Origin of the sequence: Klebsiella sp. K47, from assembly GCF_051858335.1 — a bacterium.
GTDB lineage: Bacteria > Pseudomonadota > Gammaproteobacteria > Enterobacterales > Enterobacteriaceae > Klebsiella > Klebsiella pneumoniae.
This window is the reverse complement of sequence record NZ_JBPYUI010000020.1, coordinates 55,079-70,554: the sequence shown is the minus strand read 5'-3', so window position 1 is coordinate 70,554 and position 15,476 is coordinate 55,079. Positions and strand designations below refer to the sequence as shown.

Below are 15,476 nucleotides of genomic sequence, written 5' to 3'. Positions count from 1 at the left end.
GGAGGATTGATGTCGTACCCGACTCTCAAATCGGTACCCCTTGTATGCTAAATCCGTCCTCACGTCAAACACCTGAAACGTGTTTAGCATGAAAAACCTGCTTAACGTACTGCCAGAATCCGTGGCGTAATAAAGACAACCAGTTCGCGACGTTCATTATCTTTCCCGTCACGACGAAACAGACGTCCCAGTACCGGGATATCGCCAAGCAGCGGGACGCTGTCGCGGGCGGTTTTGTTTTTCTGCGAAAAGATGCCGCCCAACGCTAAAGTCTCGCCGCTGCGAACTTCCACCAGGGTCTCTATCTCCTGCTTATCGATGGCCAGCGCTTCGCCGTTTTCCTGCTTCAGCACCTGGCCTGGCGTATTCTCGCTTATTCGCAGCTTAAGCCGCACTCTTCCCTGCTGCAGCACCGTCGGCGTGACCTCCATGCCCAGCACCGCCTCTTTGAACTCCACCGAAGTGGCGCCGCTTTCGCCACTGGAAACCTGATAGGGGATCTCGCTTCCCTGCTTGATGCTGGCAGGCTGCATGTGGGAGGCCAATAAACGCGGGCTGGCAATAATTTCGACCTGCTGCTTGCGCTCCAGCGCGGATAGCTCCAGCTCAAGCAAGCGACCGTTGATCTTGCCGATGTTAAACCCTGCGCGGGTGCTGGCATCGTTTACCGATACATCGCTGCTTAGGGTGGTGATTTGCCCGGAGCCTGGCGGGCTTCCGGCTTCCGCAAGCCGCCACTTCACCCCCAGCTCACGAAGGCTGGTTTCGCTCATCGACACGATATGGGCGGCCAGCTCCACCTGGCCGACCGGCAGATCCATCTCCTGCGCCCAGGCCTTCAACGCCGGCAGGTGCCGGGCATCATCGCGGATCAGCAGCCGATTAGTCCGCTTGTCCGCCATCAGGTGTCCCCTGGCGCTGAGCAGCTTTCCGCCGCTTTTAGCCAGCTCCTCAGCGTCGGCAAAGTGCAGGGTCACGCTCTCCGCCTGCAGGGGCAGGTTCTGCAGGCGTTTCTCCTGTTCGGCTTCACGCTGCGCCTGATTTGCCTTTTGCCAGGCCTGAGTGTGCGCGTAGATGACCGTCCCCTGCTGTTGCAAAGAGAGACCCGCGCTATCCGCTACCGCCCGCAGCGCCTGGCTCCAGGGAACCTTCTGCAGACGCAGGGAGAGCGTGCCGCTGACGTCCGGCGCGACGACGAGGTTCTTATGGTTCATTTCGGCCAGAGCTTGCAGCACCTGGGCCACTGGCGCATCGTCAATCACCAGCGAAACCGGTTTATCATTGCGGGCGGCGGGGGCCACCGCCAGCGGCAGCAGCAGAAGCAGCAGGCTTATCCATCGCATCATGTTGTTTCCCTTCACGTTGCCAGCGCCACGCTGGCGGTTCACATCCCGAAGACGTGACGATGTCCAGCTCACCGGCCGTCAGCCGGCTCACCCGCCAGCCCGTGGGCAATTGCTCATCCATGCGTACCCGTCGCCACTTTCCGTTCCCATCCTGCAGAAACCCCGTCCAGCCAGCATCATCCCCAACCGCCCCGCCATAGCGCCATTGCGAAAGCTGCGCCGTGCGGCAGGGATCCTCAACCGGCTGGAAAGGGTCACGCTCGGCCGCCAGCAGCGACAGCGGTAGCCACAGGAAGATCCAGCGTTTACCGCTCATCTTCCGCCTCCAGCAGCAGTCGCAGGCGGAGCGTCTGCGCCTCACGGCCCAGCGAAAACGAACGCGGATTCATCCCGCAGCGCGCCAGCCAGGAAAAAAGCGCGGGTACCGTTGACCAGGACAGGGTCAGCTCCATCTCGCCGCCGCTTCCCTGCGGACGCCAGGCGATAAGCTTCGCTCCGGAGAGCGGAATGGCTATGGGCGAAAATGACTGCGTGTCGATGCGCGCCCCGGGATTTTCCTCGCCGGGGATGCGCAGCGCCATGATCCGCCGCCACTGCGTTTGCAACGCCGCATCACGGGTTACCGCCGCCTGCGGCGGGCGCAGATCGCGCCAGAGCGCCACGCCGCCTCCCGACAGCCCCATTGCGAGCAGGATCGGCAGCCCCGTCCAGGCGCCCCGAAGGTTAATCCGCATCAGCGCGCGCTCCCGTCAGGGTAAAACTGAACTGCCAACGCCCTTCGGCGTCGCGCTGGGTCCCGCCGGCTTTTGCCGGCGCGAATCCCGCGACGCGAGTCAGCGCAGACTCCACGCTGGTTAACGCCTGCAGGTTAAGGGCCAGGCCGTCCAGCGTGAGGAGTACGCCCTGGTACTCCAGCCGCGTCAGCCACGCCTGCGCGGGCAGATCTGCCGCCAGCGCCTGCAGCCTGGGTTGCCAGGCGGCGATCGCCGATCTGCGCTGGTACTGCTGGCGCTGCCGTTGATGCTGCTGCCACGCCTCACGCATCGCCTGCTCGCGCTGCTTAAGCGAAGCGAGCAGCTGCGCGTCGGCCGTCGTGTGAAGCGTCGCCAGGAAGTCGCGCTGCAGACGCGCCGTTCGGCTCACCAGCAGGCCCATCCCGCCCAGCAGCACAATGCCGATGGTTAACAACAGGACGTAGCGCAGGCGCTGACGGCGACGCAGGTCGCGCCAGGGAAGAAGATTAACGACATGCGTCATGCCGCCCGCCTCCCAGCGCCAGCCCAAGGGCAATGGCGTAACGATCGCCATCGGCTGGCAGCGGGGGCTGCCGACGGTGAATCACTTGCCAGACATCAAAGCGACTGGCCTCATCGCCCGCGTCAATACACAGGCGCAGCGGAACCTGAAGCTGCCCCGCCAGCTGGCTTAAGGACCCGACATCAGCGCAGGCGTCACTGCCCCAGGCCTCACGGGTCGCCCACAGCCAGCGCTTTTCATCCCGCCACGCCAGGCCCTGGTCTGCCGCAGTCATCCAGGGGAAAAAGGCGCCGAGCGCACTGGCATCCGGTACGATGGCCGCCACCCGCAGCCGCAGCCGCCCTGCCAGCTCCCGCAGAACATTGATATCCAGCCGCTGCGCCGCCGTAACCTGCCAGCCGTCATCCCGCGAGGTGGGCGCATAATCAATACATAGCGCGGAGGCAGGCATTGCCAGCTGCTGGCTCATGGCGCTGGCTACCCACATCGCCTGTTCCCGCTCCCGCAGGACGAACTGGGGATACGGAAGACGCTTTTGCAGTGTGCGCACCGCGGGAAAGGCGATACTAACCTGATGCTGCGCCGGTAGCTCCCGCCGCCAGGCGGCCAGCCGCGAACCGAGTGCGCTGACGTCCGCCACCATTCCCTGACGTACCAGCCCCGGCGGCAATGGGATACGCCACCAGCGGCGCAGCGCCCAGTGTGAACGTTCATGCAATAGCGCGACAATGGCAATGCTATCCTGTTGGATATGCATTCCAAGCCGCCAGTTTCTGAAAGCCATGCTTACGATCTCCTTATCCGGCAAAACTGCCCGGCTATATCAATGCACCTGGCTTGCCTTTATACTACCGCGCGTTTGTTTATAAACTGCCCAAATAAAACTAAATGGGAAAACACCGGTGAAGTTCGTAAAGTATCTATTGATCCTTGCAGTCTGTTGCGTACTGCTGGGAGCAGGCTCGATTTTTGGCCTCTACAAATACATAGAGCCGCAACTCCCCGACGTCGCAACCCTGAAGGATGTGCGTTTGCAGATCCCGATGCAGGTCTATAGCGCCGACGGTGAGCTTATTGCGCAGTACGGCGAAAAGCGCCGTATCCCTGTGACGTTGCAGCAAATTCCCCCCGAGCTGGTGAAAGCGTTTATCGCCACCGAAGACAGCCGCTTCTATGAGCACCACGGCGTCGATCCGGTAGGTATTTTCCGCGCCGCCAGCGTGGCGATGTTTTCAGGCCACGCCTCCCAGGGCGCCAGCACCATCACCCAGCAGTTAGCGCGTAACTTCTTTCTCAGCCCCGAGAAGACGTTGATGCGTAAGATTAAAGAGGCCTTTCTGGCCATCCGCATCGAGCAGTTGCTGAATAAAGATGAAATCCTTGAGCTGTATCTGAACAAGATCTACCTCGGCTACCGCGCCTATGGCGTCGGCGCCGCGGCGCAGGTCTATTTTGGCAAACCTATCGACCAGCTGACCCTGAGTGAGATGGCGGTGATTGCCGGTCTGCCGAAAGCGCCTTCCACTTTTAACCCGCTCTATTCGATGGATCGCGCGACCGCCCGTCGCAACGTGGTGCTGTCGCGTATGCTGAGCGAAGGGTACATCACCCAGGCGCAATACGATGAGGCGCGCAGCGAACCCATCGACGCCAGCTATCACGCGCCGAAAATCGCCTTCTCCGCCCCTTACCTGAGTGAAATGGTGCGCCAGGAGATGGTGAATCGCTACGGCGAGCAGGCCTACGAAGACGGTTATCGGGTCTACACCACCATTACCCGCAAAAACCAGCAGGCGGCCCAGCAGGCGGTACGCAATAACGTGCTGGATTACGATATGCGTCACGGCTACCGCGGCCCGGCCAGCGTACTGTGGAAAGTCGGCGAAACGCCGTGGGAGACGAAGAAGATCGTCGATTCGCTGAAGCGTCAGTCTGGCTACGGTCCGCTTTTCCCGGCGGTGGTCACCTCCGCGAATGCCCAGGAGGCTGTCGCGCTGTTGGCTAACGGCGACTCCGTTTCGCTGACGATGGAGGGCGTGCGCTGGGCCCGTCGCTTTATCTCTGATACGCAGCAAGGGGCGACCCCGCGTAAAGTCAACGACGTTGTGCAGGCCGGGCAGCAGATCTGGGTACGCAAGGTGGGTGACAGCTGGTGGCTGTCCCAGCTCCCGGACGTCAACTCAGCGCTGGTCTCCATTAACCCGCAAAACGGCGCGATTATTGCCCTTGTCGGCGGGTTTGACTTTAACCTGAGCAAGTTCAACCGCGCCACCCAGGCGCTGCGCCAGGTCGGCTCCAACATTAAACCGTTCCTCTATACCGCCGCGATGGATAAAGGCTTAACGCTGGCAAGTATGCTCAACGATGTGCCGATCTCGCGCTGGGATGCGGGCGCAGGTTCCGACTGGCGGCCGAAGAACTCGCCGCCGCAGTATGCCGGTCCGATTCGTTTACGCCAGGGCCTGGGGCAGTCGAAAAACGTGGTGATGGTGCGCGCTATGCGCGCCATGGGCGTAGACTACGCCGCCGAGTATCTGCAGCGCTTTGGCTTCCCGGCGCAGAACATTGTCCACACGGAATCGTTGGCGCTGGGCTCAGCCTCCTTTACGCCCCTGCAGGTCGCTCGCGGTTATTCGGTGATGGCCAACGGCGGCTTCCTGGTCAATCCTTTCTTTATCAGTAAGATTGAGAACGATCAGGGCGGGGTCCTCTTCGAGGAGCGTCCGAAAATTGCCTGTCCGCAGTGTGATTTACCGGTAATTTACGGCGATACGCCAAAATCCAACGTGCTGGAAAACAAGGATGTGGAAGATGTCGCCACCTCCGCGGAACCGCAGAATGGCAACGTGCCGCCGCAGCCGCAGCTGGAGCAGGCCAACCAGTCGCTGGTCTCGCAGAGCGGCGCACAGGAATACGCGCCGCATGTGATTAACACACCGCTGGCCTTCCTGATCAAGAGCGCGCTGAACAGCAACATCTTTGGCGAGCCGGGCTGGATGGGCACCGGCTGGCGCGCCGGACGCGATCTGCAGCGGCATGACATCGGTGGGAAAACCGGGACCACCAACAGCTCGAAGGACGCCTGGTTCTCAGGCTACGGACCGGGCGTGGTGACCTCGGTTTGGATCGGCTTTGACGATCATCGTCGCGATCTTGGCCGGACCACCGCCTCCGGAGCGATTAAAGATCAGATCTCTGGCTATGAAGGCGGTGCCAAAAGCGCCCAGCCGGCCTGGGACAGCTTTATGAAGAGCGTGCTGGAAGGCGTTCCGGAAGAACCGTTAACTCCGCCGCCGGGTATCGTCACGGTGAATATCGACCGCAGCACCGGTCAGTTGGCGAACGGGGGCAATAGCCGGGCGGAGTACTTTATTGAAGGAACCCAGCCCACCCAGCAGGCAGTCCGTGAGGTGGGCACCACCCTGACTGACGGCGGCGGTGAAACCCACGAATTGTTCTGACAAAAAAAGCGCCTGCGGGCGCTTTTTTATTGCTGCTTAGCGTGGACGCTCGTTCAGAGTCGGCCCTGGGCCTGCAGCCATTCCCGCACTAAAAACAGCGCGCTGACGTTACGGGCCTCGTTAAAATCTTCTTCATCCAGCAGCGACATCAGCTGCGCCAGCGGCCAGCGCACCTGCGGTAGCGGCTCAGGTTCATCGCCCGGCAGTGACTCCGGATAGAGATCTTCCGCCACCATGATATTCATTTTGCTGGAGAAGTAGGAGGGGGCCATACTGAGCTTCTTCAAAAACGTCAGCTTATTGGCGCCATAGCCAACCTCTTCTTTCAGCTCGCGATTGGCCGCTTCATCCACGGTTTCACCTGGATCAATCAGCCCTTTGGAGAAGCCCAGCTCGTAGGACTCCGTCCCCACGGCATACTCACGAATCAAAATAATGTGATCATCCACAATCGGCACAATCATCACCGCTTCACGGGTGGAAGGCCGCATACGTTCATAAACGCGACGCACACCGTTGCTGAACTCCAGATCGACGCTTTCGACATTAAAGAGGCGCGAACGGGCGACAGTTTCAACATTGAGAATGGTGGGTTTTTGTAATGATTTGCTCATTGTCATCGGTCTATGCTGTGATTAAGCAGTCATTGTGCGATACGCAACACGCTTTCGGCAATCCAAATTGCTACTTATTTACAGAGTTGTAACCTTTTCCCTGCAGGGGGAAAAGTAATAAAGATAAAAAAGTCAATAGCTTGAATTCGCTTTGAGAATTTACCGATTTCTGCGCTTTAACGTTTTTGGTAAGCTTGTGCGCTGCTGCATGACATATTCACTACCCTGTAAGCAGGTGCGCCGCTAACACTGCAGCTTGACGTTAGTCTTCACGTTCACCGACGATTTCGTAAGAAAAAAATAACTTTGATGGGATGGGCATGGGCACCTTTCTGATATTCCTTACAGCTCTGCTAATCTGCGTATTGCTCATCGGATGGTGGTATCGCGCTCACGCCAGACGCCGCCGACTCCCCCTACTGCACGCCTTTAGCGACGCTACCACGCGGCAGCTTCCTGCGGATGAGCGCCAGGCTATTGAGAAGTATGTTGCCGAGTTGAGCCACGCCCAGCAGGTGCCGGCGTCCGGTGCGACCAGCGCGCCTGTCGCTCTGGCGCTGAACGAACAGAGTGATACCGTCTATGCGGTGACACGCGCCATCACCCGCTACGGGATCACCACCGACGCGCCGAATAAATGGCGCTATTTCCTCGATTCGGTTGAAGTTCATCTGCCGCCGTTCTGGGAACAGCATATCAACGATGAAAACAGCGTCGAGCTGATCCCCACCGACAGCCTGCCGCTGGTTATCACCCTTAACGGTCATAGCCTGAGCGACTATCGCCAGGAAGCGCAAAGCTACGCCCTGGAACGCGCTTCGGCCACCCAGGCCTCCATTCGCGGCGAAGAGAGCGAGCAGGTAGAGTTGCGGCAGATCCGTCGGGAAACGCCTGAAGAACACGCTCTGAATCGCCCGGACGGGCTGCGCGAAGCGATCCTGATCGTCGCCTCCTTTCTGTTCTTTTATTTCAGCCTGATTGGGCCAGCTGTCTTTACCCCCTGGCTGGTCGCCGCAGGTTTGTTGCTGCTCGCCGCCGGACTGTGGGGGATTTATGCCCCGCCGCGTCGCGCCGCGCTGCGCGAAATCCATTGCCTGCGGGGCGTCCCTAAGCGCTGGGGATTGTTTGGCGAAAACGATCAGGAGCAGATCAATAACATCTCGCTGGGCATTATCGATCTCATCTATCCGCGCCACTGGCAACCCTGGATTGCCCAGGACCTGGGGCAGCAGACCGATATTGATATCTATCTCAACCGCCACGTGGCCCGTCAGGGACGCTACCTGTCGCTTCATGATGAAGTGAAAAACTTCCCGCTGCAGTACTGGCTACGCAGCGCGATTATCGCCGCCGGCGCCCTGGTGGTGGTGATTATGCTGTGGGCCAGCGTACCGTTGAATATGCCGTTTAAGTTCACCCTGTCGTGGCTCAAGGGCGCGCAAACGATTGAAGCCACTACCGTCAGCCAGCTGGAAAAAGCCCATGTGCGCATTGGCGATACGCTGCGCCTGACCGGTACCGGGATGTGTAATATCCGCACGCCGGGCAGTTGGTCCGCCAAAGAGGATTCGCCGTTCCTGCCTTTCGATTGTTCACAGATTGTGTGGAACGACGCCCCTCCTCTGCCGCTGCCGGAGTCTGACATTGTCAGCAAAGCGACCGCCCTGATGCAGTCCGTCCAGCGCCAGCTGCACCCGGAAACCGACGATGATTCCCGCGTCAGCCCTGCCCTACGCTCCGCCATTCAGAAATCAGGCATGGTGCTACTGGATGATTTCGGCGATATCGTGCAGAAAACTAACGATCTCTGCTCGGCAAAGGATGATTGCCTGCGGCTGAAGAATGCGTTGGTCAATCTTGGCAATACCCGTAACTGGGAAACGTTAACCAAGCGCGCCACCGCCGGCAAGCTGGATGGCGTGAACGTGCTGCTGCGGCCGGTCAGCGCCGAGTCGCTGGAGAATCTGGTGACCACCTCAACCGCGCCCTTTGTGATACGCGAAACCTCGCGGGCCGCGCAGGCGCTGAACAGCCCGGCTCCCGGCGGTTTTCTTATCGCCAGCGATGAGGGCAGCGTACTGGTCAATCAGCCGTGGCCGGCGGTGAGTCTGTATGATTATCCGGCCCATGAGCAGTGGGGCGAACTGCGGCGGCTGGCCGGTATGCTCATGCATACCCCCTTCCATGCCGAAGGTATCGTTACCAACCTGTTTACTGACGCCAACGGCACGCAGCATATCAACCTGCATCGCATCCCCGACCGCAGCGGCCTGTGGCGTTATCTGGGCATCACCCTGCTGCTGCTGTCAATGGTGGGGTGCATGGCTTACCACGCCGTGCAGGCCCTGCGTCGTTATCAACGCCATCGTCAGCGTATGGAAGAGATTCAGAAATATTACGAAAGCTGCCTTAATCCGGTTTTGCTCCCCTCATCTGACTCGCAAGATTAATTTTCCCGGCGACAGGGTGTGATACCCTGTCGCCCATTTTCCGCTCGCTGGAGAGTCATCATGCACTTTGATATCGCCTGGCAGGAGGTCGATACCGTTCTGCTGGATATGGACGGCACGCTCCTGGACCTCGCCTTCGACAACTACTTCTGGCAAACGCTGGTGCCTGAAACCTGGGGGGCCGCCCGCGGCCTCAATTTGCAGGAGGCGAAAGACGCCATGCGCCAGGAGTATCACGCCGTGCAGCATACGCTAAACTGGTACTGTCTGGATTACTGGAGCGAGCGCCTGGGTTTGGATATTTGTGCGATGACCAGCGAACAAGGTCCGCGCGCCACGCTGCGCGAGGATACCGTGCCGTTCCTTGATGCGCTCAAGGCCTGCGGTAAGCGACGCATTCTGTTGACCAATGCCCATCCCCACAATCTGGCGGTGAAGCTCAAACACACCGGCCTGGACGCGCACCTTGATTTATTACTTTCCACCCACACATTTGGTTATCCGAAAGAGGATCAGCGTCTGTGGCGCGCCGTGGCGGAGGAAACTGGCCTTGAGGCGCACAAAACGCTGTTTGTCGACGACAGCGAGGCGATACTGGATGCCGCGAGGGAGTTTGGCATTCGTTACTGCCTGGGTATTACCAATCCTGACTCCGGACTGGCGGAAAAGCAGTATCTGCGCCATCCGGGGCTGAATGATTACCGACGACTGATCCCTTCGCTTACCCCGAAGGAGAGGCGATGAAAGAGAAGCCCACCGAAACCGTCAGACTGGACAAATGGCTTTGGGCCGCCCGCTTTTACAAAACCCGCGCGCTGGCGCGGGAAATGATTGAAGGCGGCAAGGTTCATTACAACGGACAACGTAGCAAACCCGGAAAAATCGTCGAACTCGACGCCATTCTGACGCTGCGCCAGGGCAACGACGAGCGGACGGTGCGCATTATCGGTATTACCGAACAGCGCCGCCCGGCAAGCGAAGCCGTCAACCTGTATGAAGAGACGGCGGAGAGTATCGAGAAGCGTGAAAAAATGGCCCTGGCGCGCAAAATGAACGCCCTGACCATGCCGCACCCTGACAGACGTCCGGACAAGAAAGAGCGCCGCGACCTGATGAGATTTAAACACGGCGAGAGTGAATAACTCGCGCCAGAAAGAGAGATGATTATGACTCAACACGATCAATTACATCGTTATCTGTTTGAAAACTATGCCGTGCGCGGCGAGCTGGTGACGGTGTCGGAAACCCTGGAACAGATTCTGGCGAATCACACCTATCCCCAACCGGTCAAAACGGTGCTGGCGGAGCTGTTGGTCGCCACCAGTCTGCTGACCGCGACGCTGAAGTTTGCCGGCGACATTACCGTACAGCTGCAGGGGGATGGCCCTTTACAGCTGGCGGTGATCAACGGCAATAACCAGCAGCAGCTGCGCGGCGTCGCGCGCGTGCAAGGCGAGATTGCGGACGATGCGGATCTGAAAACGATGGTCGGCAACGGCTACCTGGTCATTACCATCTCTCCGGAAGAAGGTGAGCGCTATCAGGGCGTGGTCGGTCTGGAAGGCGATACGCTGGCCGCCTGCCTGGAAGATTATTTCCAGCGTTCAGAGCAGCTGCCGACGCGCCTTATCATCCGCACCGGCGATCATGAAGGCCAGCCGATGGCGGGCGGGATGCTGCTGCAGGTGATGCCGGCGCAGGATGCCCAGACTGCCGACTTCGAGCACCTGGCGACGCTTACCGAGACCATTAAGGCGGAAGAGCTGTTCACCCTGCCGGCAAATGATGTGCTGTGGCGTCTGTACCATGAAGAAGAAGTCACTGTCTACGACCCGCAGAGCGTGGAGTTCAAGTGCACCTGCTCCCGCGAACGCTGCGCCGGCGCGCTGAAGACGCTGCCGGATGAAGAGATTGATAGCATCCTCGCCGACGAAGGCGAAATTGATATGCACTGCGACTACTGCGGTAACCACTATATCTTCAATGCCATGGACATCGCCGAGATCCGTAATAACGCCTCTCCGGCCGATCCGCAGGTTCATTAATCCCGCATCTTTCTCAGGCACAGGGCGGCAATGTTGTTTGTCGCGTTGTGCCTGACTTTTAATTTATTCGCGAGTTGAATCGATTTTCCCTGAAAGAGTTACGTAATTTAATTTCAGGAAAGCGATTACATTCACATTTCGGCAGTTTTTTTAATTACTTTTTAACCATTGAGAAACATCTAACCCCACCATCCGCCCATTTCCTGAGATAATCCACTCCACTTCGTGACAGGAGTCACCGTTTTTATCGTCATTCTGAGGAATGTCGAGATACGTAAATCTATGAGCCTGGTCGCGGTCAATACCCGGCAATTAACCCTACAATTTACAGCAGTACATCTTGGCTAAGGAGCAGTGACATGCGCGTTAATCATGGTTTAACCCCGCAGGATCTCAAGGCTTATGGTATCAATGACGTCCAGGATATCGTCCACAACCCCAGCTACGACATGTTGTTTCAGGAAGAGCTCGACCCGAACCTGGAAGGCTACGAACGTGGCGTATTAACCACTCTGGGTGCTATCGCCGTCGACACGGGCATTTTTACCGGTCGTTCTCCGAAAGATAAGTATCTCGTGCGCGACGACACCACCCGCGACACCGTCTGGTGGTCCGATAAAGGCAAAGGTAAAAACGACAACAAGCCGCTTTCGCAGGAAACCTGGCAGCATCTGAAAGGGCTGGTGACCCAGCAACTGTCCGGTAAACGCCTGTTTATCGTCGACGCTTTCTGCGGCGCCAACGCCGATACCCGTCTCAACGTACGTTTCATTACCGAAGTGGCCTGGCAGGCGCACTTCGTTAAAAACATGTTCATCCGTCCGAGCGATGAAGAGCTGGCTGAATTCGAGCCCGACTTCATCGTGATGAACGGCGCGAAATGCACCAATCCGCAGTGGAAAGAGCAGGGCCTCAATTCGGAAAACTTCGTCGCCTTCAACCTCACCGAGCGCATTCAGTTGATCGGCGGCACCTGGTACGGCGGCGAGATGAAGAAAGGGATGTTCTCGATCATGAACTACCTGCTGCCGCTGAAGGGCATCGCCTCCATGCACTGCTCAGCCAACGTCGGCGAGAAAGGCGATGTCGCCATTTTCTTCGGCCTCTCAGGCACCGGCAAAACCACCCTCTCCACCGACCCGAAACGCCGCCTGATTGGCGATGACGAACATGGCTGGGATGACGACGGCGTGTTTAACTTCGAAGGGGGCTGCTACGCCAAGACCATCAAGCTCTCTGAAGCGGCCGAGCCGGATATCTATCACGCCATCCGCCGCAACGCCCTGCTGGAAAACGTGGTGGTACGCGCCGACGGCACGGTCGATTTCGATGACGGTTCAAAGACCGAAAATACCCGCGTCTCCTACCCCATCGACCACATCGACAACATTGTTAAGCCGGTGTCTAAAGCGGGTCACGCTACCAAAGTGATCTTCCTGACGGCCGATGCGTTCGGCGTCCTGCCGCCGGTCTCCCGCCTGACCGCTGACCAGACGCAGTACCATTTCCTGTCCGGGTTTACCGCCAAACTGGCCGGCACCGAGCGCGGCGTAACCGAACCCACGCCAACCTTCTCCGCCTGCTTCGGCGCCGCCTTCCTGTCGCTGCACCCGACGCAGTACGCCGAAGTGCTGGTCAAACGCATGCAGGCGGCTGGCGCGCAGGCTTATCTGGTCAATACCGGCTGGAACGGCACCGGCAAGCGCATCTCGATTAAAGATACCCGCGCGATCATCGACGCCATCCTCAATGGCTCGCTGGACAACGCGGAGACCTTTACCCTGCCGATGTTTAACCTGCAGATCCCGACGGCGCTCCCGGGCGTGGATACCCACATCCTCGATCCGCGCAGCACCTATGGTTCCCCGGAGCAGTGGCAGGAAAAAGCCGACCAGCTGGCGAAGCTGTTTATTGAGAATTTTGAGAAGTATACCGATACGCCAGCGGGCGCCGCGCTGGTGGCGGCAGGACCGCAGCGCTAACGGGCGCAAAGGTGAAAAAGCCGGGCTTGCCCGGCTTTTTATTGTGCAACATCCTGAGCAGCTAACCGCGGGCGCGATCAGCTCTCCCTGGCGGGTTTCATCGGCGCCAGCATCCGGTGCACCGGCAGCCAGGCGCGGATCAGTAACCCGCCGCGTTCGCTGGAGCCAATCTCCAGCCGGCCGTTGTGATTGTCGATAATACGCTGAACAATCGCCAACCCCAGCCCGGTGCCGCTGGTGCTGCGGGCGCTGTCGCCGCGTACAAACGGCTGAAACAGGTGCTCCCGCTGCTCAGGTTTAATCCCCGGTCCATCATCTTCTACCTGGAACCAGGCCCGGCTCGCTTCGCTGCCGCTGCTGACCTTGATCCAGCCATTGCCATAGCGGGCCGCGTTGACCACCATATTCGCCAGCGCGCGCTTGATAGACAGCGGGTGCATACGTACCGGAATTTCGCCGGCCTGCAGGGCGGTGGCGATTTCCCGCTCATAGCCGCTCTCCGCAGCGATCACTTCCCCCAGCACCGCATTCAGATCCGCCAGCTCCATCGGCATCTCCTGCCCGGTGCGCAGATAGTCGATAAACTGCTCGATGATGGCGTTGCACTCTTCAATATCTTTGTTGATCGACTCCGCGAGATAGCCGTCCTGCTCGCCCATCATCTCGGTGGCCAGACGAATGCGGGTCAGCGGAGTACGTAAATCGTGGCTGACCCCGGCCATCAGCAGCGTACGGTCGTCAGCCAGCTGCTTCACGCCCGCCGCCATATGGTTAAAGGCGCGCGTCACCGAACGCACTTCGGAGGCGCCATACTCGCGCAGCGGCGGCGGAATAATGCCGCGCCCGACCTGCAGCGCCGCGTGCTCCAGATCCACCAACGGGCGGTTCTGAATACGAATAAACAGCCAGGCGCCGCCTATCGCCAGCAGCATGATCGCCAGGGTATAGCGGAACAGCGGCGAGAAGTCGCCCTGATGGATCTCGGTCAGCGGCACCCGCACCCAGATATTGGGCGACAGCCAGGTCTTCAGCCACACCACAGGGGAGCTTTTATTGACCTCTACCCGCACCTCTGTGGGGCCACCAAGCTGATGGGCCATCTGCTGACTTAAGAATTCATAATGCTGCGCCCAGCGCAGGCCTGCGTCTTCCGCCGCTTCATTGGAATAGAGCGAAATCCCCAGCTCGCGATAAATTTCACGACGAAACGCCGGGGGCACCACCAGCTGGGTGCCATCCTCCAGCTGCAGTTTGTCGGTCATCAGCATACGCACTTCGTAGGCTAACACTTTATTAAACTGCTGGAGACTCGGCAGGATCGCGAAATTCAGTACCACCAGATAGGTCGTCACCAGGCTGACGAACAGCAAGGTGACGATCAGGAGCAGTGTGCGAGCAAAGGAGCTGCGCGGCGAAAAGCGCACGCGTTTCATGCCTTAGAACCGTCCGGGACGAAGACGTAGCCCAGACCCCAGACGGTCTGGATGTAGCGCGGATGCGCCGGGTCCTCTTCCACCATGCGGCGCAGGCGGGAGATCTGTACGTCGATGGAGCGCTCCATCGCAGAGTATTCGCGGCCGCGGGCGAGGTTCATCAGCTTATCGCGCGACAGCGGCTCACGGGGATGGCTCACCAGCGCCTTCAGGACCGCGAATTCGCCGCTGGTCAACGGCATCGGCTCGTCTTCACGGAACATCTCGCGGGTGCCTAAATTCAGTTTGAATTTACCAAAGGCGATAACCGCCTCTTCCTGCGACGGCGCGCCCGGCAGCTCGTTCGCCTGGCGGCGCAGCACCGCCCGGATGCGGGCCAGCAGTTCGCGCGGGTTAAACGGCTTCGGAATATAGTCGTCAGCCCCGATCTCCAGACCCACGATCCGATCGACCTCTTCGCCTTTCGCCGTCACCATAATGATCGGCATCGGGTTACTCTGGCTGCGCAGACGACGGCAGATAGAGAGACCATCTTCGCCCGGCAGCATCAGATCCAGCACCATCAGGTGGAAGGATTCACGGGTTAACAGACGATCCATCTGTTCGGCGTTCGCCACGCTACGAACCTGGAAGCCCTGCTCGGTCAGATAACGCTCGAGCAGCGCACGCAGGCGCATGTCGTCATCCACAACCAGAATCTTATAATTCTCTTGCATTGTTTGTACTCCCAAAGGTTCACTGCGATAGTCAGTGCGTATTCTCAAAAAAGCCCGGCGCGCTCACCAGCTAAATCTGGTATATATTCCAGGCTAAATTGTTACAAAGCATATTTAACAGCAGGTTAAGTATACATTTAATCATAAGACACAGTATTTATCCTGTCGGTAT

Annotated in this window: 14 protein-coding genes; 6 read left to right on the top strand and 8 right to left on the bottom strand. The window is 58.9% G+C overall.

The window, feature by feature from the left end; genetic code table 11:
• Positions 1–101: 101 nt before the first annotated feature.
• From hofQ to RRF55_RS18825, 5 genes are read right to left on the bottom strand one after another with little or no spacing between them, the layout of a single operon-like run.
• Positions 102–1,346 (bottom strand): DNA uptake porin HofQ, encoded by a 1,245-nt coding sequence (hofQ, locus tag RRF55_RS18845; protein WP_004174030.1) that lies wholly within the window; start codon positions 1,344–1,346, stop codon positions 102–104.
• Positions 1,279–1,662: a HofP DNA utilization family protein gene (locus tag RRF55_RS18840; protein WP_004889465.1), complete on the bottom strand. Its 384-nt coding sequence runs from the start codon at positions 1,660–1,662 to the stop codon at positions 1,279–1,281. The genes hofQ and RRF55_RS18840 overlap by 68 nt, the downstream gene beginning before the upstream one ends.
• Positions 1,652–2,080: a HofO family protein gene (locus RRF55_RS18835; protein ID WP_004151403.1), complete on the bottom strand. Its 429-nt coding sequence runs from the start codon at positions 2,078–2,080 to the stop codon at positions 1,652–1,654. The genes RRF55_RS18840 and RRF55_RS18835 overlap by 11 nt, the downstream gene beginning before the upstream one ends.
• Complete coding sequence (locus RRF55_RS18830; protein WP_032415759.1) at positions 2,070–2,603, bottom strand: PilN domain-containing protein; 534 nt, start codon at positions 2,601–2,603, stop codon at positions 2,070–2,072. Before RRF55_RS18830 ends, RRF55_RS18835 begins: the two co-directional genes overlap by 11 nt.
• The gene (locus tag RRF55_RS18825; protein ID WP_032415760.1) at positions 2,587–3,387 is read right to left on the bottom strand and encodes a hypothetical protein; all 801 of its coding nucleotides are present in this window, start codon (positions 3,385–3,387) and stop codon (positions 2,587–2,589) included. Before RRF55_RS18825 ends, RRF55_RS18830 begins: the two co-directional genes overlap by 17 nt.
• Before the next feature lie 118 nt (positions 3,388–3,505).
• On the opposite strand from RRF55_RS18825, the gene mrcA reads away from it, so the two are divergent.
• Entirely contained in the window at positions 3,506–6,064 is a 2,559-nt protein-coding gene (mrcA, locus tag RRF55_RS18820; RefSeq protein ID WP_130974868.1) for a peptidoglycan glycosyltransferase/peptidoglycan DD-transpeptidase MrcA, read from the top strand.
• 53 nt (positions 6,065–6,117) lie between these two features.
• Here the strand turns inward: mrcA and nudE are convergent, their stop codons facing one another.
• Positions 6,118–6,678, bottom strand: coding sequence for an ADP compounds hydrolase NudE (nudE, locus tag RRF55_RS18815; RefSeq protein WP_002920321.1), 561 nt, complete (start codon positions 6,676–6,678; stop codon positions 6,118–6,120).
• A gap of 320 nt (positions 6,679–6,998) precedes the next feature.
• On the opposite strand from nudE, the gene RRF55_RS18810 reads away from it, so the two are divergent.
• From RRF55_RS18810 to pckA, 5 genes are all read left to right on the top strand, one after another.
• Entirely contained in the window at positions 6,999–9,128 is a 2,130-nt protein-coding gene (locus RRF55_RS18810) for an intracellular growth attenuator family protein (protein WP_004174025.1), read from the top strand.
• 60 nt (positions 9,129–9,188) lie between these two features.
• Positions 9,189–9,872 (top strand): GMP/IMP nucleotidase, encoded by a 684-nt coding sequence (yrfG, locus tag RRF55_RS18805; protein ID WP_004181456.1) that lies wholly within the window; start codon positions 9,189–9,191, stop codon positions 9,870–9,872.
• Positions 9,869–10,270, top strand: a complete 402-nt coding sequence (gene hslR / locus RRF55_RS18800; RefSeq protein ID WP_004188326.1) for a ribosome-associated heat shock protein Hsp15 — start codon at positions 9,869–9,871, stop codon at positions 10,268–10,270. Before yrfG ends, hslR begins: the two co-directional genes overlap by 4 nt.
• A gap of 18 nt (positions 10,271–10,288) precedes the next feature.
• On the top strand, positions 10,289–11,173 hold the full coding sequence (hslO, locus tag RRF55_RS18795; RefSeq protein ID WP_004188324.1) for an Hsp33 family molecular chaperone HslO: 885 nt from the start codon (positions 10,289–10,291) through the stop codon (positions 11,171–11,173).
• A 359-nt stretch (positions 11,174–11,532) separates the two neighbouring features.
• Positions 11,533–13,155 (top strand): phosphoenolpyruvate carboxykinase (ATP), encoded by a 1,623-nt coding sequence (pckA, locus tag RRF55_RS18790; RefSeq protein ID WP_069197115.1) that lies wholly within the window; start codon positions 11,533–11,535, stop codon positions 13,153–13,155.
• 77 nt (positions 13,156–13,232) lie between these two features.
• Here the strand turns inward: pckA and envZ are convergent, their stop codons facing one another.
• Together envZ and ompR are read right to left on the bottom strand one after the other, a co-directional pair.
• Positions 13,233–14,588, bottom strand: a complete 1,356-nt coding sequence (gene envZ, locus RRF55_RS18785) for a two-component system sensor histidine kinase EnvZ (protein ID WP_002920333.1) — start codon at positions 14,586–14,588, stop codon at positions 13,233–13,235.
• Entirely contained in the window at positions 14,585–15,304 is a 720-nt protein-coding gene (ompR, locus tag RRF55_RS18780) for an osmolarity response regulator transcription factor OmpR (RefSeq protein WP_001157751.1), read from the bottom strand. Before ompR ends, envZ begins: the two co-directional genes overlap by 4 nt.
• Positions 15,305–15,476 lie beyond the last annotated feature (172 nt).

Bases quoted from the DNA above. Each gene is read 5' to 3' on its own strand.
- hofQ (WP_004174030.1), bottom strand. From the start codon at position 1,346: ATGATGCGATGGATAAGCCTGCTGCTTCTGCTGCTGCCGCTGGCGGTG.
- RRF55_RS18840 (WP_004889465.1), bottom strand. From the start codon at position 1,662: ATGAGCGGTAAACGCTGGATCTTCCTGTGGCTACCGCTGTCGCTGCTG.
- RRF55_RS18835 (WP_004151403.1), bottom strand. From the start codon at position 2,080: ATGCGGATTAACCTTCGGGGCGCCTGGACGGGGCTGCCGATCCTGCTC.
- RRF55_RS18830 (WP_032415759.1), bottom strand. From the start codon at position 2,603: ATGACGCATGTCGTTAATCTTCTTCCCTGGCGCGACCTGCGTCGCCGT.
- RRF55_RS18825 (WP_032415760.1), bottom strand. From the start codon at position 3,387: ATGGCTTTCAGAAACTGGCGGCTTGGAATGCATATCCAACAGGATAGC.
- nudE (WP_002920321.1), bottom strand. From the start codon at position 6,678: ATGAGCAAATCATTACAAAAACCCACCATTCTCAATGTTGAAACTGTC.
- RRF55_RS18810 (WP_004174025.1), top strand. From the start codon at position 6,999: ATGGGCACCTTTCTGATATTCCTTACAGCTCTGCTAATCTGCGTATTG.
- yrfG (WP_004181456.1), top strand. From the start codon at position 9,189: ATGCACTTTGATATCGCCTGGCAGGAGGTCGATACCGTTCTGCTGGAT.
- hslR (WP_004188326.1), top strand. From the start codon at position 9,869: ATGAAAGAGAAGCCCACCGAAACCGTCAGACTGGACAAATGGCTTTGG.
- hslO (WP_004188324.1), top strand. From the start codon at position 10,289: ATGATTATGACTCAACACGATCAATTACATCGTTATCTGTTTGAAAAC.
- pckA (WP_069197115.1), top strand. From the start codon at position 11,533: ATGCGCGTTAATCATGGTTTAACCCCGCAGGATCTCAAGGCTTATGGT.
- envZ (WP_002920333.1), bottom strand. From the start codon at position 14,588: ATGAAACGCGTGCGCTTTTCGCCGCGCAGCTCCTTTGCTCGCACACTG.
- ompR (WP_001157751.1), bottom strand. From the start codon at position 15,304: ATGCAAGAGAATTATAAGATTCTGGTTGTGGATGACGACATGCGCCTG.